This window comes from Anthropogastromicrobium aceti (genome assembly GCF_020687335.1).
GTDB lineage: Bacteria > Bacillota > Clostridia > Lachnospirales > Lachnospiraceae > Anthropogastromicrobium > Anthropogastromicrobium aceti.
Genome location: NZ_JAJEQN010000030.1, coordinates 26,034 through 48,598, shown reverse-complemented (window position 1 = coordinate 48,598; position 22,565 = coordinate 26,034). Strand labels below are relative to the sequence as shown.

At 52.9% G+C, this 22,565-nt stretch carries 16 protein-coding genes and 1 pseudogene; 16 read left to right on the top strand and 1 reads right to left on the bottom strand.

Translation table 11 applies throughout. The features are described from left to right. Positions 1-72: 72 nt before the first annotated feature. The 12 genes and pseudogenes from LKD48_RS11630 to LKD48_RS11575 all read left to right on the top strand — a co-directional run. Positions 73-351, top strand: a pseudogene (locus LKD48_RS11630) (VirB6/TrbL-like conjugal transfer protein, CD1112 family); the annotation flags it as partial. A 20-nt stretch (positions 352-371) separates the two neighbouring features. Further along, the gene (locus LKD48_RS11625) at positions 372-827 is read left to right on the top strand and encodes a PrgI family protein (protein ID WP_005335865.1); all 456 of its coding nucleotides are present in this window, start codon (positions 372-374) and stop codon (positions 825-827) included. Next, positions 784-3,183, top strand: a complete 2,400-nt coding sequence (locus LKD48_RS11620; RefSeq protein ID WP_308732076.1) for a VirB4-like conjugal transfer ATPase, CD1110 family — start codon at positions 784-786, stop codon at positions 3,181-3,183. Before LKD48_RS11625 ends, LKD48_RS11620 begins: the two co-directional genes overlap by 44 nt. Continuing rightward, positions 3,180-3,563 (top strand): DUF3851 domain-containing protein, encoded by a 384-nt coding sequence (locus LKD48_RS11615; RefSeq protein ID WP_040005130.1) that lies wholly within the window; start codon positions 3,180-3,182, stop codon positions 3,561-3,563. The genes LKD48_RS11620 and LKD48_RS11615 overlap by 4 nt, the downstream gene beginning before the upstream one ends. Then, positions 3,556-5,292, top strand: a complete 1,737-nt coding sequence (locus tag LKD48_RS11610) for a C40 family peptidase (RefSeq protein ID WP_308732074.1) — start codon at positions 3,556-3,558, stop codon at positions 5,290-5,292. Before LKD48_RS11615 ends, LKD48_RS11610 begins: the two co-directional genes overlap by 8 nt. Positions 5,293-5,320: 28 nt before the next feature. Further along, a complete protein-coding gene (locus LKD48_RS11605) occupies positions 5,321-5,578 on the top strand; it encodes a DUF4315 family protein (RefSeq protein WP_009003366.1) in 258 nt (85 codons plus the stop codon). Beyond that, a complete protein-coding gene (locus LKD48_RS11600; RefSeq protein WP_158436411.1) occupies positions 5,568-6,332 on the top strand; it encodes a DUF4366 domain-containing protein in 765 nt (254 codons plus the stop codon). Before LKD48_RS11605 ends, LKD48_RS11600 begins: the two co-directional genes overlap by 11 nt. Continuing rightward, a complete protein-coding gene (locus LKD48_RS11595; protein WP_009003368.1) occupies positions 6,329-6,532 on the top strand; it encodes a hypothetical protein in 204 nt (67 codons plus the stop codon). The genes LKD48_RS11600 and LKD48_RS11595 overlap by 4 nt, the downstream gene beginning before the upstream one ends. Then, entirely contained in the window at positions 6,519-8,627 is a 2,109-nt protein-coding gene (locus tag LKD48_RS11590) for a type IA DNA topoisomerase (RefSeq protein WP_308732073.1), read from the top strand. The genes LKD48_RS11595 and LKD48_RS11590 overlap by 14 nt, the downstream gene beginning before the upstream one ends. Then, the gene (locus LKD48_RS11585; RefSeq protein ID WP_004798047.1) at positions 8,624-8,902 is read left to right on the top strand and encodes a hypothetical protein; all 279 of its coding nucleotides are present in this window, start codon (positions 8,624-8,626) and stop codon (positions 8,900-8,902) included. The genes LKD48_RS11590 and LKD48_RS11585 overlap by 4 nt, the downstream gene beginning before the upstream one ends. A gap of 6 nt (positions 8,903-8,908) precedes the next feature. Beyond that, positions 8,909-12,277 (top strand): YodL domain-containing protein, encoded by a 3,369-nt coding sequence (locus tag LKD48_RS11580; RefSeq protein ID WP_308732072.1) that lies wholly within the window; start codon positions 8,909-8,911, stop codon positions 12,275-12,277. A 1-nt stretch (position 12,278) separates the two neighbouring features. Continuing rightward, positions 12,279-12,494 carry a transposon-transfer assisting family protein gene (locus tag LKD48_RS11575; RefSeq protein WP_002576226.1) on the top strand — a complete coding sequence of 72 codons (216 nt, stop codon included), beginning with the start codon at positions 12,279-12,281 and terminating at the stop codon, positions 12,492-12,494. Positions 12,495-12,590: 96 nt separating this feature from the next. Here LKD48_RS11575 and LKD48_RS11570 read toward each other — a convergent pair whose 3' ends face one another. Beyond that, a complete protein-coding gene (locus LKD48_RS11570; RefSeq protein WP_308732071.1) occupies positions 12,591-13,352 on the bottom strand; it encodes a hypothetical protein in 762 nt (253 codons plus the stop codon). A gap of 4 nt (positions 13,353-13,356) precedes the next feature. Here LKD48_RS11570 and LKD48_RS11565 point away from each other — a divergent pair, with 4 nt between their 5' ends. The 4 genes from LKD48_RS11565 to LKD48_RS11550 all read left to right on the top strand — a co-directional run bounded on the left by LKD48_RS11565 (position 13,357) and on the right by LKD48_RS11550 (position 22,493). Then, positions 13,357-13,701, top strand: coding sequence for a TnpV protein (locus tag LKD48_RS11565; protein WP_331466850.1), 345 nt, complete (start codon positions 13,357-13,359; stop codon positions 13,699-13,701). 776 nt (positions 13,702-14,477) lie between these two features. Next, positions 14,478-21,344: a helicase-like domain-containing protein gene (locus LKD48_RS11560; protein WP_331466849.1), complete on the top strand. Its 6,867-nt coding sequence runs from the start codon at positions 14,478-14,480 to the stop codon at positions 21,342-21,344. Between the two features lies 1 nt (position 21,345). Next, positions 21,346-22,152: a DUF3848 domain-containing protein gene (locus LKD48_RS11555; protein ID WP_069432445.1), complete on the top strand. Its 807-nt coding sequence runs from the start codon at positions 21,346-21,348 to the stop codon at positions 22,150-22,152. Beyond that, complete coding sequence (locus LKD48_RS11550; protein WP_069432444.1) at positions 22,149-22,493, top strand: plasmid mobilization protein; 345 nt, start codon at positions 22,149-22,151, stop codon at positions 22,491-22,493. The genes LKD48_RS11555 and LKD48_RS11550 overlap by 4 nt, the downstream gene beginning before the upstream one ends. Positions 22,494-22,565 lie beyond the last annotated feature (72 nt).

Sequence of the window (22,565 nt, the reverse complement as noted above, 5' to 3'; positions counted from 1 at the left end):
GTGTAAGTCCGGTTCGGAGGGGAGTTCTCGGAAACCTACCATAGCAATATGGCAAGGCGCCGGGTTCTTACCCTACTTGTAACTTCGGTGGCTCCCGTTCCAATGGCTGCAATGATGGGCAAAGAATGGGGCGGTATGGGACAGAATTACCTCCGATCCCTGCTGGCACTGGGCTTTCAGGCGTTTCTCATTATCGTCTGCGTGGCAATTTATGCTGTGCTGGTGCAGAACATCGCTCTGGAAGATGACATCATCATGGCAATCTGGAGCTGCGTGGGCTACACTGTACTGCTATGTTTTACGCTGTTCAAAACCGGCAGTCTCGCCAAATCAGTCTTTCAGGCGCACTAAAACGGAAGGAGGTTTCCACATTGGCTTATGTACCCGTACCCAAGGACTTAACAAAAGTCAAAACAAAGGTTATGTTCAATCTGACCAAGCGGCAGCTTATCTGCTTCACGGGCGGAGCGCTTATTGGCGTACCGCTTTTCTTCTTGCTCAGAAAACCTACCGGAAACAGTGTAGCGGCTATGTGTATGATGCTGGTTATGCTGCCCTTCTTTATGCTGGCTATGTACGAAAAGCATGGACAGCCCCTGGAAAAGATCGTGGGCAACATTCTCAAAGTAGCTGTGATCCGTCCAAAGCAGCGACCTTACCAGACCAACAACTTTTATGCCGTATTAAAGCGGCAGGAAATGCTCGATAAGGAGGTGTATGACATTGTTCACCGCAATAAAAAAATGGCTGCATCGGATGTTCGGAAAAACCGAGGAAAAAACTGTGCAGCCGGTAAAGACAAAGAAAAAACTGTCCCGCGCCGATAAGAAGCAGATCGAAGCGGCCATTGCCCGCGCTAACTGCACGGACAAAAAAGGAAAATCTGCGCAGGACAGTATCCCTTATGAACGGATGTGGCCGGACGGAATCTGCCGCGTATCGGACAGCTACTACACAAAGACCATCCAGTTTCAGGACATCAACTATCAGCTCTCCCAAAACGAAGATAAGACGGCAATCTTTGAGGGGTGGTGTGATTTCCTCAATTATTTTGACAGCTCGATTCATTTCCAGCTGTCTTTTTTGAACCTTGCGGCATCGGAGGAGACCTTTGCTAACTCCATTTCCATCCCGCCCCAGAGGGACGCCTTTGACAGTATCCGCGAGGAATACACCACAATGCTGCAAAATCAGCTGGCCAGAGGTAACAACGGTCTCATCAAGACCAAATACCTGACCTTTGGTATCGACGCGGACAGCATCAAAGCCGCCAAGCCCCGTCTGGAGCGTATTGAGACCGATATACTTAATAACTTCAAGCGTCTTGGTGTAGCTGCCAGAACGCTGGACGGTAAAGAAAGACTTTTTCAGCTTCATGCGGTATTCCACATGGATGAACAACTCCCGTTTCAGTTTGAATGGGACTGGCTGGCTCCTTCCGGCCTGTCCACAAAGGATTTTATTGCACCAAGCTCCTTTGAGTTCCGCACCGGCAAGCAGTTCCGTATGGGCAAGAAATACGGGGCTGTTTCTTTTTTGCAGATTCTCGCACCGGAGCTGAATGACCGTCTGTTGGCTGATTTTCTGGATATGGAAAGCTCGCTCATTGTGAGTATGCACATTCAGTCGGTGGATCAGGTGAAAGCCATCAAAACGGTAAAGCGAAAGATTACCGACCTGGACCGCAGCAAGATCGAGGAACAGAAAAAAGCAGTCCGTGCCGGATACGACATGGACATCATTCCATCTGACCTTGCTACCTACGGCAGTGAAGCGAAAAAACTCTTGCAGGATTTGCAGAGCCGCAACGAGAGAATGTTCCTTTTGACCTTTCTGGTGCTGAACACAGCGGACAATCCCCGTCAGCTTGGCAACAACATCTTTCAGGCAGGCTCTATTGCCCAGAAGTATAACTGTCAGCTGACCAGGCTGGACTTCCAGCAGGAAGAAGGGCTGATGAGCTGTCTGCCCCTGGGACTCAATCAGATCGAGATCCAGCGAGGACTGACCACCAGTTCTACGGCTATCTTTGTACCGTTCACCACACAGGAATTATTCCAGAACGGCAAAGAAGCTCTGTACTATGGCATCAATGCTCTATCCAACAACCTCATCATGGTGGATCGAAAGCTGCTGAAAAACCCCAACGGCCTGATCCTGGGTACGCCGGGTTCCGGTAAGTCCTTCAGCGCAAAACGAGAAATTGCCAACTGCTTTTTGCTTACCAGTGATGATGTTATCATCTGTGACCCGGAAGCGGAGTACGCACCTCTTGTTGAGCGTCTGCATGGGCAGGTCATCAAGATCTCACCTACTTCAACCAACTATATCAATCCGATGGATCTGAATCTGGACTATTCGGATGATGAAAGCCCGCTGTCACTCAAGTCTGACTTTATCCTCAGCTTGTGTGAGCTGATCGTGGGCGGTAAGGAGGGCTTGCAGCCGGTGCAGAAAACCATTATTGACCGTTGTGTACGGTTGGTTTACAACGAATATCTCAATGACCCAAAGCCGGAGAATATGCCGATTTTGGAGGACCTTTATAACTTGCTGCGGGAGCAGGAAGAAAAGGAAGCCCAGTATATCGCTACGGCTCTTGAAATCTATGTAACCGGCTCCCTCAATGTGTTCAACCACCAGAGCAATGTGGACATTGATAACCGGATTGTCTGCTATGACATCAAGGAACTGGGCAAGCAGCTTAAAAAAATCGGTATGCTGGTGGTACAGGATCAGGTGTGGAACCGCGTTACCATCAACCGTGCCGCCCACAAGTCCACCCGTTACTACATCGACGAGATGCACCTGCTTTTGAAGGAGGAGCAGACCGCCGCCTATACGGTGGAAATCTGGAAGCGATTCAGAAAATGGGGCGGTATTCCGACAGGTATTACCCAGAATGTCAAAGACCTTTTGAGCAGCCGCGAGGTAGAGAACATCTTTGAAAACTCGGACTTCGTGTATATGCTCAACCAGGCAGGCGGAGACCGTCAGATTTTGGCGAAGCAACTGGGGATTTCCACGCACCAGCTTAGCTATGTGACCCACTCCGGTGAGGGCGAGGGCCTGCTGTTCTATGGCTCCACGATCCTGCCGTTTGTAGACCACTTCCCGAAGAACACCGAACTTTACCGCATTATGACCACCAAACCTCAAGAATTGAAAAAGGAGGATGAATGATTATGAACCCCAACATTTTGAATAAAAACCCGCTGATGTTTTTTGACAGGGCGGTAAATGCCCAGCGCAGCCAGCTACTTACGGTCATGGCCGATGCGGTAAGTGAGTGCCGCACGGCGGCAGATCAGGCAGCCGAACTGAATGAGACCGGTCAGGTGGGGCTGCTCCGTCTGGCAGAGGTCTGGAGCGCCATTCGTGCTAAAGAAGGTATGGGCGGCCTGATTCTGGAAGGAACAGAGGCGAAGATCCTGTCCGATGTGGTGGCACAGTTTTATGCCTACCTGTCCGGCTGTATGTTCAACGATCCTGTGGGAATGGCCATTTATGCAGAGCTGCACTACATGATGTCCTCCCTCATGCTGGGAGAATGGTTTGAATAAAGAGCCGCGCCTGCGCTTTACTGATGAGGAACGGTCTGATCCTGCACTGGAAAAGCCGATCCGTAAAGCGGAGAAAGCTGCGGCCAGAGCAGATAAGGCGCAGGCCAATATCCCAAAGAAAAAGGTCAGGCAGACGGTCATTGACCCAGATACCGGAAAAAAGACCTCGAAGCTGACCTTTGAGGACAAGAAAAAGCCACCTTCCAAAGTTTCTCAAGGCGTCAGGGAAGCTCCCGTCCATCTGGTTGCGGGCAAGCTCCACAAAGAGATCCGGGAAACAGAGCAGGACAATGTGGGCGTGGAAAGCGCCCACAAGTCCGAGGAAGCGGTGGAGACCGGCGCTTATCTGGTGCGGGAGGGCTATCGCAGCCACAAGCTGAAGCCGTACCGCAAAGCAGCCCAGGCAGAGCGTCAACTGGAAAAGGCAAATGTAAATGTTCTGTACCAGAAATCTTTGCAGGAAAATCCCCAGTTTGCCAGCAACCCTCTTTCCCGCTGGCAGCAAAAGCAGGCCATCAAAAGGCAGTATGCCGCCGCCAAACACGCCGGTCAGACTGCCGGAAATACCGCCCAGGCTGCATCTAAAATCGGAAAAGCCGCAAGGACGGTAAAAGAAAAGGTACAGCAGGCAGGGGCATTCGTCATGCGCCACAAGAAGGGTTTCCTGATGGCAGGGGTTTTGTTCCTCATTACCTGTATGCTGATGAATACCATGTCCTCCTGCTCCATGATGGCGCAGAGCATCGGTTCCGTTCTCTCCGGCACCACCTATCCGTCGGATGACCCGGAAATGCTGGCGGTGGAGGCAGATTATGCAGCCAGAGAAGCCCAGTTGCAGGAGGAAATCGACAACATAGAAAGCAGCCACCCAGGGTATGACGAGTATCGCTATGACCTTGGTATGATCGGTCATGACCCTCATGAGCTGGCAGCATTTCTGTCTGCCGTTTTGCAAGGCTACACCCGGCAGAGCGCTCAGGCAGAGCTGGCGCGTGTGTTTGCAGCACAGTATCAGCTGACGCTTACTGAGGAAGTGGAGATTCGCTACCGCACGGAGACCTCCACCGACCCGGAGACCGGCGAGACCACCTCAGAAGAAGTCCCCTATGAGTATTACATTTTGAATGTGAAACTCACCAGCAAGCCCATTTCCGCTGTGGCGTCGGAGATTCTGACCCCGGAGCAGATGGAAATGTATCAGGTCTACCGACAGACCATGGGCAATAAGCCGTTGTTGTTTGGCGGTGGTTCCCCTGACATGAGCAATTCCGAGGACTTGACCGGTGTACAGTTTGTAAATGGAACCCGTCCCGGAAATCCGCAGTTGGTGGAGCTGGCCAAGCGTCAGGTCGGCAATGTGGGCGGCTATCCTTATTGGAGCTGGTATGGCTTTGACAGCCGCGTGGAGTGGTGCGCCTGCTTTGTATCCTGGTGTTATAACCAGGCTGGAAAAAGTGAGCCGCGCTTTGCAGGCTGTGAGTGGCAGGGCGTTCCGTGGTTCCAGTCTCATGGACAATGGGGTGCAAGAGGCTATAACAATCTGGCTCCCGGAGATGCAATTTTCTTTGATTGGGATTTGGATGGGACAGCAGACCATGTGGGTATCGTGATCGGTACGGATGGCAGCCGTGTTTATACCGTGGAGGGAAATTCCGGCGATGCCTGCAAGATCAAAAGTTATGACCTGAATTATCAAAGTATTAAGGGCTACGGCCTGATGAACTGGTAACAGACTTTGTGGAAAGGAGTGAACGGTTATGGCAAAAAACAAAATTGAACGTATCGACCAGGAAATTGAGAAAACCCGTGAGAAGATTGCGGAATATCAGGAAAAGCTCAAGACCCTGGAAGCACAGAAAACGGAGGCAGAGAATCTGGAAATCGTTCAGATGGTTCGTGCGTTACGCATGACTCCAGCACAGCTGAACGCTATGCTTTCCGGTGGAATGAACCACGGCAGAGATACAGCACTGTCGGAATCAAATAATCAGGAGGTTACCGCTTATGAAGAATAAAAGAATTTGCAAAACACTTTCCGTCCTTTGCCTGACAATGGTTGTGGCATTTGGCTTTACGATCCCTGCTTTCGCACAGGGGTCAGAACAGGCTCCGGCGGCACCGGCAGAGGATTCTACCAATGACAGCAATGTGATTGTGGAAGAAACAGAACCGGCACCGGCACTTACACCGGAGGGGAATGCGGCATTGGTGGATGATTTTGGAGGCAATAAGCAGCTTATTACTGTTACGACCAAAGCTGGAAATTACTTTTACATCCTGATTGATAGGGCGAATGAGGACAAGGAGACTGCTGTTCATTTTCTGAATCAGGTGGACGATGCAGACCTTGCGGCGCTGATGGAAGATGGAAAACCCAAAGAGGAGATGCCTGCGGTATGCAGCTGTTCAACAAAATGTGAAGCAGGGGCAGTCAATACGGCCTGCCCGGTCTGCGCAACTGATAAGAGTAAATGTACGGGCAAAGCACCGGAACCTCCGGCAGAAACATCGGAGCCGGAAAAAGAGAAGCCTGCCGGATTGAACCCGGCTGCGCTGGTCCTTTTGCTGGCTCTGCTTGGTGGCGGTGGCGTATTTGCCTACTTGAAGCTCGTTAAGAACAAGCCTAAGACCAAGGGCAATGACAGTCTGGACGATTATGATTATGGAGAGGAAGATTCCGAGGAATGGGAAACCGAGGATGAGGAGTCGGAAGAACCGGATGCTGACGGGGGCAGCACAGAAGAAGATGATGAGGACAGTGTGAAATGACCCGTTTCACAGACAGTCCCTATGAACGCATGATGACACGCAGGCCGGAGGGCGGGAAGGAAACTTCCCGTCCTCCTTCTTTGCCCCACAGCCACCCCTGCTATGGTTGCGGGAATTATGGAAGACCCTGCGTAGGTATCTGTCACCGGGAAATGTCCCGATGGCTCAAAGAGAGGAGGAACCATCATGGCTCAACATAAATTGGTAATTGCCGAAAAACCATCAGTTGCCCAGAGTTTGGCGGCGGTGATCGGCGCAACCGTCCGTAAGGACGGGTATCTGGAGGGCAACGGTTGGCGTGTCAGCTGGTGCGTGGGCCACCTGGCCGGTCTTGCGGATGCAGACAGCTATGACCCCAAGTATGCCAAGTGGCGATATGATGATCTGCCTATCCTGCCGGAACATTGGCAGATGGTGGTGGGAAAAGATAAGAAAAAGCAGTTTGATATTCTCAAAAAGCTGATGAATGCCCCGGATGTTTCGGAGGTGGTAAATGCCTGCGATGCCGGACGCGAGGGCGAGTTGATCTTCCGTAGCGTCTATGAGCTGGCAGGTTGCAAGAAGCCGATGAAAAGGCTCTGGATTTCTTCGATGGAGGACTCTGCCATAAGGGAAGGCTTTGCAAACCTGCGCCCCGGTGCGGATTATGACGGACTTCGGGATGCTGCCCTCTGCCGTGCCAAGGCCGACTGGCTGGTGGGGATCAATGCGACAAGGCTTTTTTCCGTGCTGTATCACCGAACCCTCAACATCGGGCGCGTGATGTCCCCGACGCTGGCGCTTATTGTTCAGCGAGAAGTTGAGATCGACACCTTTCAGTCGATTCCCTTTTATACCGTGGCGCTGGAGCTACCCGGTCTTACCGTATCCGGGGAGCGCATGGCGGATAAGGTTGCTGCTGAGCAGCTGAAAGAAGCCTGTCAGGGTGCAGCTGTCACAATCAAAAAGGTGGAGTGCAAGGAAAAGTCCGAAAAGCCGCCTGCCCTCTATGACCTGACTACTCTGCAAAGAGATGCCAACCGCCTGCTTGGATTTACAGCCCAGCAGACCCTGGACTATCTGCAAAGCCTGTATGAAAAGAAGCTATGCACCTATCCCCGTACTGACAGCCGCTATCTGACCAGTGATATGGCAGACAGCCTGCCGGTGCTGGTCAATCTGGTTGCCAATGCTATGCCGTTTCGCAAAGGAATCGCTATTACCTGTGATCCGCAGACGGTAATCAACGATAAGAAAGTAACCGACCACCACGCAGTAATCCCTACCAGAAATCTCAAGGATGCAGACCTTTCTGCCCTTCCTGCGGGAGAAAAAGCGGTGCTGGAGCTGATGGCCCTGCGTCTGATGTGCGCCGTAGCCCAGCCCCATATCTATTCGGAAACCGTTGTGATTGCAGCGTGTGCCGGTGGGGAGTTTACCACAAAAGGAAAAACGGTGAAGCACCCCGGATGGAAAGCACTGGAGGACGCTTATCGTGCCAAAATGAAGGATACAGAGCCGAAAAAAGAGGGCGTAGAGAAAGCCCTGCCGGAGCTGACCGAAGGACAGACCCTTTCGGTTTCTGCGGCAATCGTCAAAGAAGGCAAAAGCAGTCCGCCTCAGCACTTTACGGAGGACACCCTATTGTCCGCGATGGAGACTGCCGGAAAAGAGGATATGCCGGAGGATGCCGAGCGAAAAGGTCTGGGTACACCGGCCACCCGTGCCGGTATTTTGGAAAAGCTGGTATCTGCCGGTTTTCTGGAACGAAAAAAGAGCAGGAAAACGGTGCAGCTTCTCCCTTCCCACGATGCAGTTTCCCTTATCACAGTGCTGCCGGAACAACTGCAATCGCCGCTTCTGACTGCCGAGTGGGAGTACCGCCTGGGAGAGATCGAGCGCGGGCAGCTTGCCCCGGAGGAATTTCTGGCCGGGATCAGCACCATGCTGAAAGATCTGGTGGGGACTTATCAGATCATCAAGGGAACTGAGTACCTGTTCACTCCGCCCCGTGAGGTGGTGGGCAAATGCCCTCGCTGCGGCGGTGAAGTTGCAGAACTGCAAAAAGGCTTCTTCTGTCAGAATGATTCTTGCAAATTTGCAATCTGGAAAAACAACAAATGGTGGGCTGCCAAGAAAAAAGAGCCGACCAAAGCTGTGGTGTCTGCGCTGCTGAACGATGGCCGTGTCCGTGTGACGGGGTTATATTCGGAGAAAACCGGCAAGACCTACGATGCCACTGTGGTTTTGGAGGACGATGGACAGTATGCCAATTTCAAGCTGGAATTTGACCAGCGGAAAGGAGGCAGCCGATGAAGCTCTCTTTAGTGGAACGGGAAACCATTCTCCTCTATAACCAGGCAGAACCAATGGCTGAGGTCTACACCCACGATCCCCGCCTGATGGAGAAACTGGAACTGCTGGCAAAAAAGCACCCCGACCAGATCACCCGAAAGGACGCCCATAACTTTACCGTCCCTAAGCGGTGTGTATCAGTCAGGGAGCCATACAGCGCAGAACGCCGCAAAGCTGCCAGTGAGCGTGCGAAAGCCGCCGGATACCAGCCCCCTGTGAAAAAGTCCGGCAGTTAAAGGCACATGGCAGAGAATGTATTTGAAGCAGTCAAGCAGTCGGTCAGCACCAGAGAAGCGGCAGAGTTTTATGGGATAAAAGTCAGGCGAAATGGCATGGCCTGCTGTCCTTTTCACGATGATAAGAACCCCAGCATGAAGGTAGACCAGCGATTCCACTGCTTTGGCTGCGGTGAAGATGGGGATGTGATCGACTTTACCGCAAAGCTCTTTGACCTCTCCCCAAAAGAAGCGGCGGAGAAACTGGCACAGGACTTTGGCCTGATCTATGACAGTCAGGCCCCGCCCCGCAGGAGATATGTCCGGCAAAAAAACGAGGCACAGAAGTTTCGGGAGGATCGACAGCGCTGTTACCGTGTACTGTCCGATTACTACTATCTGTTGAAAAAATGGGAAGCCGACCGTTCTCCCAGGACACCGGAGGAAGAATCGCACCCCCGCTTTGTGGAAGCAATCCAGAAGAAAACCTATGTAGAGTACCTGCTGGACCTTTTTCTTTATGAAAGTGAAGAAGAACAAAAGGCATGGATTGCAGAACACACAGCAGAAATCACACACTTGGAAAGGAGATTGAAAATCATGGCTGAGAATAAACCCACCAACCGAGAACGGCTAAGGGAAATCACAGATGGCATCGAGCAGGGCATCAAAGAACTGTTTGAAAGCGAAAAGTATATGCGCTATCTGTCCGTCATGTCCCGATTTCACCGCTATTCGGTAAACAACACCATGCTCATCTATATGCAGAAGCCGGATGCCACTTTGGTAGCCGGATACAATAAGTGGAAAGACCAGTTTGAGCGTCATGTAAAAAAGGGCGAGCATGGCATTACCATCATTGCCCCGACACCGTATAAGAAGAAAATCGAGGAGCAGAAGCTGGACCCGGATACCAAGGCTCCGATTTTGGATAAAGACGGAAAGATCGTTACAGAGGAAAAAGAAATCGAGATCCCCATGTTTCGTCCGGTCAAGGTCTTTGATGTGAGCCAGACCGACGGGAAACCTTTGCCGGAGCTTGCATCATCCCTTTCCGGCAATGTGCCAAATTATGAGGCATTCATGGAGGCCCTGCGCCGCAGCGCACCGGTGCCGATTACTTTTGAAGCAATGGCCGCCGATACGGACGGCTATTTTTCTGCCGATCATCAGAAAATTGCCATTCGTCAGGGCATGAGCGAGGTGCAGACGGTTTCGGCCACGGTTCACGAGATTGCTCACAGCAAGCTCCACAATCAGAAAAAGATCCAGATTACCAATGACGAGCAATATCAGGAGATCGAGCTGTTTGATAAACTTGGTCTGTTCTCCAACGGACGGATTGCTCGCGATAATCTGCCAGAGGGCGTTTATTGCTATGACCTGCGCGGTTCTGACTACGATCCTGGAGATCCGGTCTGTGTGGAAGAACGAGTGGTTGTAAACCATGCAGGCTCCGTTTTGCTGACAGAGCCGTTGGAACTGACGGAAGATGGACGCTTGATGCTGACCGAGGAAAAAGGGCTGAATTTTACCGGTGGCTTTTCTACCCTCTCCCAGTTTTTGCAGAAACAGAGGAAAGATCGTCACACGGAAGAAGTGGAGGCTGAAAGCATCTCCTATGCGGTCTGCAAGTATTTTGGCATCGAGACTGGAGAAAACAGCTTTGGCTATATTGCCAGTTGGAGTCAAGGCAAGGAGCTGAAAGAACTGAGAGCCAGTTTGGAGACCATCAACAAAACCTCCGGCACTTTGATCTCCGACATTGAGCGCCACTATAAGGAAATCTGCAAAGAGCGCGGAATCGACCCTCATGCAAAGGCAGAGCCGGAAACCGCCCCGATAGAGCAGCCAACCAGCAATCTGACTTACTATGTAGCAGAGTGCATGGAATTTCCAAACCTCGGAGAATACCACGATAACCTGTCTTTGGAGGAAGCAATCCGCATTTATCAGGAGATTCCGGCAGAACGAATGAACGGAATCAAGGGCATTGGTTTTGAGCTGAAAGACGGAAGCGACTATGAAGGACATTTTCCGATTTTGACCGGCCAGACCATTGACCTGGACACCATCCAGGCAATCGACTATTACCGTGATAATCCTCTGGTGCAAAAAGCGGTAAAGGAACTGGCTGCGGCAATGCCGGAAATGGAAGTGCTGGGGGCGGACGCCAACCAGCAGGAGGCTTTGTTTCTGATTGACGATGCCACTTATCTTCATATCCAGTCCTGTGACAGCGGCTGGGACTATACCCTTTACGATGCCGCGTCCATGAAAGAGCTGGATGGTGGTCAGCTGGATATGCCGGAGATTTCCCGCATGAAGGCAGTTCTCCAGATTTGTGATGACAACGATTTGGGCAGAGACTCGGTAAAATACGCACCGTTGTCCATGATTGAGACCTTGCAGGAAGCTGCCTACCAGCAGATGCAGGCAGAGGTCAGTCAGATGGCTGCTTCTTCCCAGCTGCCGGAAGCACAGGAGCAGGCACTGGATGAATACCCAACGCCGGATGAGCAGGTCTCTACACCGGATATGCAGGAATACGGATACTCCTATGATGGGATGCTCCCTGTTACCAGAGAACGGGCGCTGGAACTGGATGCCGCCGGTTTGACCGTTTATGTGCTGCATGAGGACAATACGGAGAGCATGGTGTTTGACCCGCAGGAAATCATGGATCATGGCGGCCTTTTCGGTGTGGACCGTGAGGAATGGGAGAAAAGCCCTCAGTTCCACGAAAAGGTCATGGAGCGCCAGGAACATCAGCAGGAACGGGAACAGGCATTTCTTGCTCAGAACAGAGATTGCTTTGCCATCTATCAGGTGAGCCGTGACGATCCACAGAATGTGCGCTTTATGAATCTGGACTGGTTAAAGTCCCATGCCATTTCCATAGACCGCAGCAATTATGACCTCATTTACACTGCTCCGCTGAGGGAGTCTGGCACGGTACCGGAGCAGCTGGAAAAACTATATGAGCAGTTTAATCTGCAAAAACCGGCGGATTTTCACAGTCCTTCTATGAGTGTCAGTGACATCGTTGCGATCAAGCAGGATGGTAAGGTATCCTGTCATTACTGTGACAGTGTTGGTTTTACCCAGATCTCCGGATTCCTGCCGGAAAATCCGCTGAAAAATGCGGAGATGGCCGTGGAGGACGATTACGGCATGATCGACGGTATCATCAACAATGGCGCAAAAGAGCCTACGGTGGCAGAGCTGGAACAGCAGGCCCGCAACGGTCAGCTCATTTCCCTGATGGATCTGGCTGCCGCTGCCCATCGGGAGGAACGGGAAAAGAAAAAGTCCGTCATGGAGCAGCTGAAAAGCCAGCCCAAGGCAGAACACAAAAAGATAGCGCCAAAAAAGAGTGCGGAAAGGGAGATTTGATATGGGAAACTTTACTTTTGAGGAAATGAACCTGATGTGCATTTACAATACCGGCAGCCGCACCGGACTGATCGACAGCCTGCGTGAGATGCGCGGCGAGCTGGCCCCGGAGGAAACCGAGCTGCGGGAGTTGACAGACAGCGCACTGGGCAAGCTCCAGGCCATGAGTGATGCCGAGTTTGCCGAGCTGGAGTTGTATCCGGATTTTGACCAGTAAACACCATAATCGCAGGGATGGGGTGGCAATATGCCACCCCACCTCTTTACCCCAAAACCGAAAGGAGGACAGAACACTATGCCAACCAAAGCTGAACTATATGCACAGATGGCGGAGAAGGTGACAACGCAGCTCACGGGGAGCTGGCAGGAATGGGCAGGGTTTCTCACTACTGCTTCCCGCCTTTACAAGTACCCGTTCCATGAGCAGCTGATGATCTATGCCCAGCGACCGGACGCCATCGCCTGTGCGGAGTACGATTTGTGGAATGAAAAGATGGGCCGGTATGTAAGGCGCGGTTCCAAAGGGATTGCTCTGGTGGACGATTCCGGGGACAGACCTCGCCTGCGTTATGTCTTTGACATTTCCGACACCGGAACCCGTGAACATTCCCGCACTCCCTGGCTGTGGCAGCTGGAGGAGCGCCATCTGGATTCCGTGCAGGCTATGCTTGAGCGCACCTATGATGTTTCCGGTGATGACCTTGCCGGACAGCTCACGGAGGTAGCCGGAAAACTGGCCGAGGAATACTGGACGGAGCATCAGCAGGACTTCTTCTATATCGTTGACGGTTCCTTTTTGGAGGAATATGATGAGTTTAACATCGGAGTACAGTTCAAGGCAGCAGCCACCGTCAGTATCACTTACGCTTTGATGTCCCGCTGTGGACTGGAGCCAGAACGCTACTTCGACCACGAAGATTTCATGGCGATCTTTGATTTCAATACCCCGGCAACTATCGGGGCGCTGGGAACAGCGGTCAGTCAGATTAACCAGCAGGTGCTGCGGCAGATCGGCGTCACCGTCCGAAATGCAGAGCGCGAAGCCAGCCAAGAAAGGAGCAAGCAAGATGAACAATCCAATGAACTATATCCAGAATGGAGACTATTTGATTCCCGACCTGAAGCTGAGACAGCAGCCGGAGAAAACCCTGGGCAAGTACGGCAGGATGAGGAAAACCTACCTGAAGGAACACCGTCCCATCCTCTACAACCAGATGCTGCTGAGCGAGAAGTTGTACCAGCACCTTCTGGAGATCGACGAGACCGCCCAGAGCAGACTGGAGCAGATGATGCCACAGCTGGCGAAAGAAGCGGGAGCCACCGAGGAACTGAAAGCCAGCGATCCCATGAAGTGGGTGGGGCTGATGAACACCTGCAAAGCTCAGGCCGAGGAAATCCTGATGGCGGAGCTTATCAACAGCTGACTCTAAACCTATTCCTCTCCGAAGCGGAACAGATCCAATCCATAGATGAAGCAGAGAATGTAGCGCATACATCCTCTGCTTTTTCTTTTGCCCAAAATGACATCGACCATGTGCTGCGTTTGGGAGGCAATACAGATCGTCAGAGAGAGCGTGTGGTTGCAGCCTTTGAAAAGCAGAAAACCACCGCTGAGATTGCCGAGATACTGAAAACGCTGTATCACGGCGGTAACGGCCTTGGCAGTGTGAGTGCATGGTATGCCGAGGATGGTATCCATCTTTCCCACGGGAAGTCTGTCCGTTATGATAGGTCTGCCCAGGTCATTTCCTGGGAGAGTGCCGCAGAGCGTATCGGGGAGCTTTTGAAAAGTGGTCAGTTTGCCTCCAATGTGGAGCTTGCAGAAGCGGCAGGCTATGAACGTTCCCTTCTCTCGGAAAAGCTCTGGCATCTGTATCACGATCTCAGTGAGGACGCCAGAAAAGCCGGATATTTGTCCTGCCTGTCAGAGATCAAAGGCAATGGTTTCCCGGAGGAGACTCGCCGCCTGACGGAGCAGCTGAGTGACCCGGCTTTCCGCCAGACACTCAAGGAAGAATACGCCGCCTTCTGGACTGCCTATCAGCAGGACCGTGACCTGTTGCGTTTTCACTATCATAGACCGAGGGAGATCTGGGAGAACCTGAAGGACCTTGACCTGCCCCGCAGGACCTTTTCTTCAGAGCTTTCCCAAGTGCCAACCGTCCAGCACTTCATTACCGAGGATGAGATCGACGCCGCTATGACCGGCGGCAGCAGTTTCGCCGGAGGAAAAGGCCGTATCTATGCGTTCTTCATGGCAAACCATACGGATAAGGAGAAAGTGAGATTCCTCAAAGACGAGTATGGCATTGGCGGACGCTCTCATGCCCTGTCCGGCGCAACACACAGCGGCGAAGATCACGATGGGAAAGGACTGCACTATAAAAAGCAGGACTGCCCGGATGTTCACTTGAACTGGGAAAAGGTTGCCAAGCGCATTACCTCACTTGTCCAGAAAGACCGCTATCTTACCGAACAGGAACAGGCGCAGTATGACAAAATCCAGGCTGAAAAGGAACTGGCAGAAGAAGATGCCATTCAAGCACAGCAGCCGGAGGTGGAGAAAGAAACGCCAAAGCCTACCCTTGGGGAGCAGTTTGAGCAGTATAAGCCTGTGGTGACTGCCACCATTTCCGAGGATACCGCATATCGCAATGCCTGCGGTCATTCTGACCGTGAAAATGCTGTCATCGAGGGTAATGCCGCTGTGCGCCGTGCGGTTCTTGGTTATAAGGATATGGAGCTGATCCGACTCTATTCGGATGTGCCGGAGTTCCGTCAGCGTCTGCACCGGGAAGTGATCGACGAGACCTATCCAAAGCTCCATGAGCTTCTGCGCCCTCTTTCTCAGGAAGATATTGATACTGCCCTTTGTGCATGGAACGGCAATATCGAGAGTAAACACGCTGTTGTCCGCTATATGAAAGACCATGCAAGAGAAAAAGATACCGCCGCATGGCTGGCTCAGGAATACGGCGGCAGTAACAGCAACAGCCTGTTCGTTGTCCGTGCCGGCAGCCCGGAGGAAACGCAGCTGCCCTGGCCGAAGGTACAGCGCAGGCTTGCCCAGCTCATTCAGGAGGACCGGTTCTATACCGAAGAAGAACAGAACCGTTTTGACGACATCGACCCAATCGCCATCCGGGAAGCTCTGGAAGAAAGAGGGATCGTCAACGGACAGGTGACAGACCCGGAAAAACTGGACAATGATCCGTTTATCCAACAGGTGATGTCAGATGCCGAGACAGAGCAGACTTCCAAAGTTTCCATTTCCGATGAGGAATATGACGCAGTTCGCCGCCCAATTCCGCAAAGAACCTCCTATGACCCAGCCGCCCCGGTCTATGCCGTGGGCGATACCGTGTATATCGAGGATGACGCCTATCAGATCACAGAGCTGCGGGAGGACACCGTACAGCTTCTGCCCACCGGGATGGTATATCCCATCTACCGGGCAGAGCGCAAAGAACAGTTCGAGCAGCTGCTTCGGGCAGACCGCCGCAATGCTTACTATACCGAGTTTCTTCCTATTGACCCGGACAAGACAGATCAGGACTTGCGGGATGTATTGGCTCATGGACTGATGGATGAAGCGGATAAAAAGCAGATTTCCACGCTGCTGCAATCCGGCAGGAGCAACAGCGAGATCGCCTACTGGCTGAGCAGAGCCTATTCCGGTGAGATCGAGACACTGAATCTGGAGACTGGCGATATTGCCGATTACCGTACCACGGCACAGGGCATAGAGCTGGAAGTCATGGATGCAGAGGAAAAGCGTCTGGCTATGCTGTATTTCCGCTGGGATGAGGTTGCACCTTTGCTGCGCGGGATGTATGCCCGTCAGCAGGACGGTTTTGGACAGGAACAGCCCCAACCGGCTACCGAATCCCCGACCTTCCATTCCGAGACCATGGCCGTCTATCCGGGCGATAAGAACAATCTGCCTTATGATGTGGTGGTGGAAGGACTGCATATCGAGGAGCCGGAGCCGCCAGCCCCTGTGACTGAGCCGGAGAAAACCTTTGAGGAAGTGTTGGATGAACACCCGGTTTCCATTCAGGTCAATGGCCAGTGGCAGACCTTTCCCAATGTCAAAGCTGCCGAGGAAGCATCTTATGAGGAATACAAGTCTAACCTGCGCCGCAATGCAAAAAACTTCCGCATTACAGATGAGCATTTGGGTGAGGGCGGTCCGAAAGCCAAGTTCCAGGCAAATGTCAATGCGATTCGTTTGCTGAAAGAGCTGGAAGCTGCCGGACAGCAGGCAAGCCCCGAACAGCAGGAGGTTCTTTCTCGATATGTGGGCTGGGGCGGTCTCTCTGATGCGTTTGACCCGGAGAAACCGGCATGGGCTTTAGAGTATGCCCAGCTGAAAGAACTGCTGACCCCGGAGGAATATGCCGCCGCCAGAAGCTCTACCCTCAACGCCCATTACACCAGCCCTACGGTCATTCAGGCCATCTATGAAGCGGTGAACCGTATGGGATTTGAGATCGGAAATATTCTGGAGCCGTCTATGGGTGTGGGCAATTTCTTTGGTATGCTGCCGGAGAAAATGCGAAACAGCCGTCTGTACGGCGTGGAGCTGGACCCTGTTTCCGGGCGCATCGCAAAGCAGCTCTATCCCAAGGCGGACATCACAGTAGGCGGCTTTGAGACCACCGATAGGCGTGACTTCTTTGACCTTGCCATCGGCAATGTACCTTTCGGTCAGTATCAGGTCAACGACAAAGCCTACAACAAGCTGAATTTCAGTATTCATAACTATTTTTTTGCCAAAGCATTGGATCAGGTGCGTCCCGGCGGTGTGGTAGCTTTTGTGACCTCTCGATATACCATGGACGCCAAGGATTCCACCGTGCGCCGCTATCTTGCCCAGCGTGCTGAGCTGCTGGGAGCTATCCGTCTGCCGAATGACGCGTTCAAAAAGAATGCCGGTGCCGAGGTGGTATCGGACATCATCTTTCTCCAAAAGCGGGACCGCCCGCTGGACATCGTGCCGGAATGGACTCAAACCGGACAGACGGAGGACGGATTTGCCATCAACCGGTATTTTATCGACCACCCGGAAATGGTGCTGGGCAGACAGGAGCCGGTAAGCACTGCTCATGGTATGGACTACACCGTGAACCCTATCGAGGGACTGGAGCTTTCCGACCAGCTGCATGATGCGGTGAAGTATATTCATGGCACTTATCAGGAGGCAGAGCTGCCGGAGCTGGGCGAAGGCGAAGCTATTGACACCTCCATTCCTGCCGACCCCAATGTGAAGAACTATTCCTATGCCATTGTAGACGGGCAGGTGTACTACCGGGAAAACAGCCGCATGGTGCGCCCGGATCTCAACACCACCGCAGAAGCCCGTGTAAAAGGTCTTGTGGGACTGCGTGATTGTGTGCAGGAACTGATCGACCTTCAGATGGATGCAGCGGTTCCGGACAGCACCATTCGGGAGAAGCAGGCGGAACTGAACAGCCTCTATGACAGCTTTTCTGCCAAATACGGTCTCATCAATGACCGTGCAAACCGTCTGGCCTATGCAGATGATTCTTCCTATTACCTGCTCTGTGCGCTGGAAGTCATCGACGAGGACGGGAAACTGGAACGCAAGGCAGATATGTTCACCAAGCGGACCATCAAGCCCCATCAGGCGGTGGCTGTGGTGGATACGGCAAGTGAAGCACTGGCGGTGTCCATCTCGGAAAAAGCCTGCGTGGATATGGACTATATGAGCCAGCTTACCGGAAAAACAAAAGAAGAACTGGCCGGAGAGCTGCAAGGCGTAATCTTCCGTGTACCGGGACAGCTGGAGCAGGACGGAACGCCCCATTATGTGACTGCTGATGAATACCTCTCCGGCAATGTACGCCGAAAACTGCGTCAGGCGCAGCGGGCGGCACAGCAGGACCCGGTTTATGCAGTCAATGTGGAAGCTCTTACCGCCGCCCAGCCCAAAGACCTGGATGCGTCGGAGATCGAGGTGCGTCTGGGCGCTACCTGGATTGACAAGGAATATATCCAGCAGTTTATGTATGAGACCTTTAATACCCCGTTTTATCTCCAGCGCAGTATCGAGGTCAACTATTCGTCCTTTACCGCTGAATGGCAGATCAAGGGGAAATCTTCCGTATCCTACAACGATGTGGCAGCCTACACCACCTACGGAACCAGCCGTGCCAATGCCTACAAGATTTTGGAGGACAGCCTGAACCTGCGGGATGTCCGTATCTATGACACCATAGAGGACGCAGACGGAAAAGAGCGCCGCGTGCTGAACGCCAAGGAGACCACCCTGGCTGCCCAAAAACAGCAAGCTATCCGGGAAGCCTTTAGGGACTGGATCTGGAGAGACCCGGAACGCCGCCAGACTTTGGTGCGCCAGTACAACGAAGAAATGAACTCTACCCGTCCCCGTGAATATGATGGCAGTCATATCACTTTTGGAGGGATGAACCCGGCCATTACCCTGCGGGAACACCAGAAAAGCGCCATCGCCCATGTGCTGTATGGAGGAAATACCCTGTTGGCACACGAAGTAGGCGCAGGTAAAACCTTTGAGATGGTGGCCGCTGCGATGGAAGCCAAACGCCTGGGACTGTGCCAGAAATCTCTTTTTGTGGTTCCAAACCACCTGACCGAGCAGTGGGCGTCGGAGTTTCTGCGCCTCTATCCTTCCGCCAATATCTTGGTCACCACCAAAAAGGACTTTGAGACCCATAACCGAAAGAAGTTCTGCGCTCGTATTGCGACGGGTGATTATGATGCCATTATCATGGGACACAGCCAGTTTGAGCGTATCCCAATCAGCCGGGAGCGCCAGGAAAGGCTTCTCTATGAGCAGATCGACGAGATCACTGAGGGCATCGCAGAGGTGCAGGCCAGCGGCGGCGAGCGTTTTACCGTCAAGCAGCTGGAGCGTACCCGAAAATCTCTGGAAGCCAGACTGGAAAAGCTGCAAGCCGAGGGGCGAAAAGACGATGTGGTAACCTTTGAGCAGCTGGGTGTAGACCGATTGTTCGTAGACGAGGCTCACAACTATAAGAACCTGTTTTTATATACAAAAATGCGGAATGTGGCTGGCCTTTCCACATCGGACGCACAGAAATCCTCCGATATGTTTGCCAAGTGCCGCTATATGGATGAGATCACCGGAAACCGTGGCGTGATTTTTGCCACCGGCACACCGGTCAGCAACTCCATGACCGAGCTTTACACCATGCAGCGTTACCTTCAGTATGAACGCCTGCAAGAGCTGAACATGACCCACTTCGACTGCTGGGCTTCCCGATTTGGAGAGACCGTCACAGCATTGGAGCTTGCCCCGGAAGGGACCGGCTATCGGGCGCGCACTCGATTCTCCAAGTTTTTCAACCTGCCGGAGCTGATGAACCTGTTCAAAGAAGTGGCGGACATCAAGACCGCCGACCAGCTGAATCTGCCTACCCCGGAAGTGGAATACCACAACATCGTGGCGCAGCCTACCGAACATCAGCAGGAAATGGTCAAGGCCCTTTCGGAGCGCGCATCGCTGGTACACAGCGGAACCGTTGACCCGTCCCAGGACAATATGCTCAAGATTACCTCGGATGGCCGTAAGCTGGGCCTGGACCAGAGAATCGTCAACCAGATGCTGCCGGATGAACCTGGCACAAAGGTCAATCAGTGCGTGGACAACATCATGCAGATCTGGCGGGATGGCAAAGCTGACAAGCTGACCCAACTGGTGTTCTGCGACATTTCTACACCGCAGGCAAAAGCTCCTGCAAGCAAGGCGGCGAAAACGCTGGATAATCCACTGCTTCACGCATTGGAAGGCTCTGTGCCTCTGCCGGAGCAGGAACCGGTCTTTACGGTATATGACGATATTCGTCAGAAACTCATTGCTCAGGGAATGCCTGCCGACCAGATCGCTTTTATCCATGAAGCCAATACCGAAGTGCGGAAAAAGGAGCTGTTCTCTAAGGTCCGTACCGGTCAGGTTCGTGTCCTTTTGGGCAGCACCGCCAAGATGGGCGCAGGCACCAATGTGCAGGACCGTCTGGTGGCACTTCATGACCTGGACTGTCCGTGGAGACCGGGAGACCTTGCCCAGCGCAAGGGCCGTATCGAGCGCCAGGGCAACCAGAATCCTCTTGTCCATGTGTACCGCTATGTGACCGAAGGAACCTTTGACGCATACCTCTGGCAGACGGTGGAGAATAAGCAAAAATTCATCAGTCAGATCATGACTTCTAAATCGCCGGTGCGTTCCTGCGATGATGTGGACGAAACGGCGCTTTCCTTTGCCGAGATCAAAGCCCTGTGCGCCGGAGATCCCCGCATCAAGGAGCGTATGGATTTGGATGTGGAGGTTGCCAAGCTGAAGCTGATGAAAGCCGACCACCAGAGCAAGCAGTACCGTCTGGAGGACCAGCTGCTCAAATACTTCCCGGAGGAAATTGAAAAGCACAAAGGCTTTATCAAGGGCTTTGAATCCGATCTGGAGGTTTTGGCAGCGCACCCGCACCCGGAGGACGGTTTTGCTGGTATGGAAATCCGTGGCGATCTGCTGACCGATAAGGAGAACGCCGGCGCAGCCCTTTTGGATGCCTGCAAGGAGGTCAAAACCTCCGATCCGGTGCAGATTGGCAGCTACCGGGGATATGCCATATCCGTGGAATTTTCCGCTTGGAAACAGGAGTATACGCTCCTGCTGAAAGGACAGATGACCCACCGGGCAACCCTTGGTACAGACCCTCGCGGAAATCTTACCCGTATCGACAATGCCCTCGCCCAGATGCCCCAGCGTCTGGAGGCGGCAAAGGCCCAGCTGGATAACCTCTATCAGCAACAGGCTGCCGCAAAGGAGGAAGTCGGAAAGCCATTCCTTTATGAAGAAGAACTGCGAAGCAAAAATGCCCGTCTGGTGGAGCTGGATACTTTGCTCAACATCGACGGAAAGGGACAGGCGCACACCGAGGCTGTTGTTGCCAAAAGCACACGGACTTCGGTGCTGGACAGCCTGAAGCGTCCGGCGACGCCCCGCAGTACAGAAAAGAAACCAAAACAGCATGAGGAGGTGCGATAACATGAATACCAATAATCTGAATACGGCCCTTTATGAAAAGATGGCCACTGAGCAGGAAAAATATAGGGACTGGTTGAAAAGCCAGCCCCCGGAAGAAATCCTGCACCACACCTATGAATATACTGTCCGTGAGGATATTGTGATGGCGATGGAGGAGCTGGAGCTGACCGACGCACAGGCCCAGGCGCTTTTGGAATCTCCCTCGCCGCTGGCGGATGTGTACCGTTATTTTGAAAAGCTGGAGACCGGCTATATGGATATGATCCGGGACAGCATTGAAAACCGTGCCGATGATGTGTGCAAGGCGCAGGAAGAATTACGAACTGCCCCTCTCTACCCCCATTCTGCCGCCTATGCGTCCGAGCATGGAGAGATGGCACAATATAACCGTTCGTATCAGGCGAACAGCGCCTGCAAAGAAGCCATTGAGCAGACCATCAGCGCCCACTATGCAGAGAACCGGCTGGATACGGAGGCGGCGGTCAAAGATGTGCTGGAAAAGTTCGGGACGGAACGGGTACAGTTCATTCTTGCAAACACCATCCAGCGCAAGAACCATGACGGGCGTATCTCTCAGGACAATAAAGCCTGGGCAAAAACCATTCCCATGCCGGAGGACAGCGGCGCTTCCCGCCACTGCGCCTATCTGGTTGTGGATGGGGTCAACCCCGGTCTGACCGATCTGTTTACCAGGCAGGCCAGAAAAACCATGCAGGAACAGCAGAAAAGTTCTGTCCTGCAAAAGCTCAAACAGGAACCGCCTGCCCATAAGCCTGCCGCCCCGAAGAAACAGGAGCCGGAGCGATGAGCAGCCCCAAGCGCAAGCGGGATGTGCCGGTTCTGTTTTGGGTATCCGCTGATGAAATGGAGTTGATTCAGCAGAAAATGGCACAGTTTGGGACAAAAAACCTGAGCGCCTATCTGCGGAAAATGGCTGTGGACGGCTATGTGGTGCAGCTGGACTTGCCGGAACTGAAAGAACTGGTATCCCTGCTGCGCCGGAGCAGCAACAACTTAAACCAGCTGACCCGCAAGGTGCATGAGACCGGGCGGATTTATGATGCCGATTTGGAGGATATATCCCAACGGCAGGAACAGTTATGGGACGGCGTTAAGGAGATACTGACCCGGCTCGCTAAACTTTCATAATCAGGACAAATACCCCATCTGCGGAGGGAGGAACGGCGTTCTTTTCGCCGCGCCTTCCTCCGCTTTTTCTTT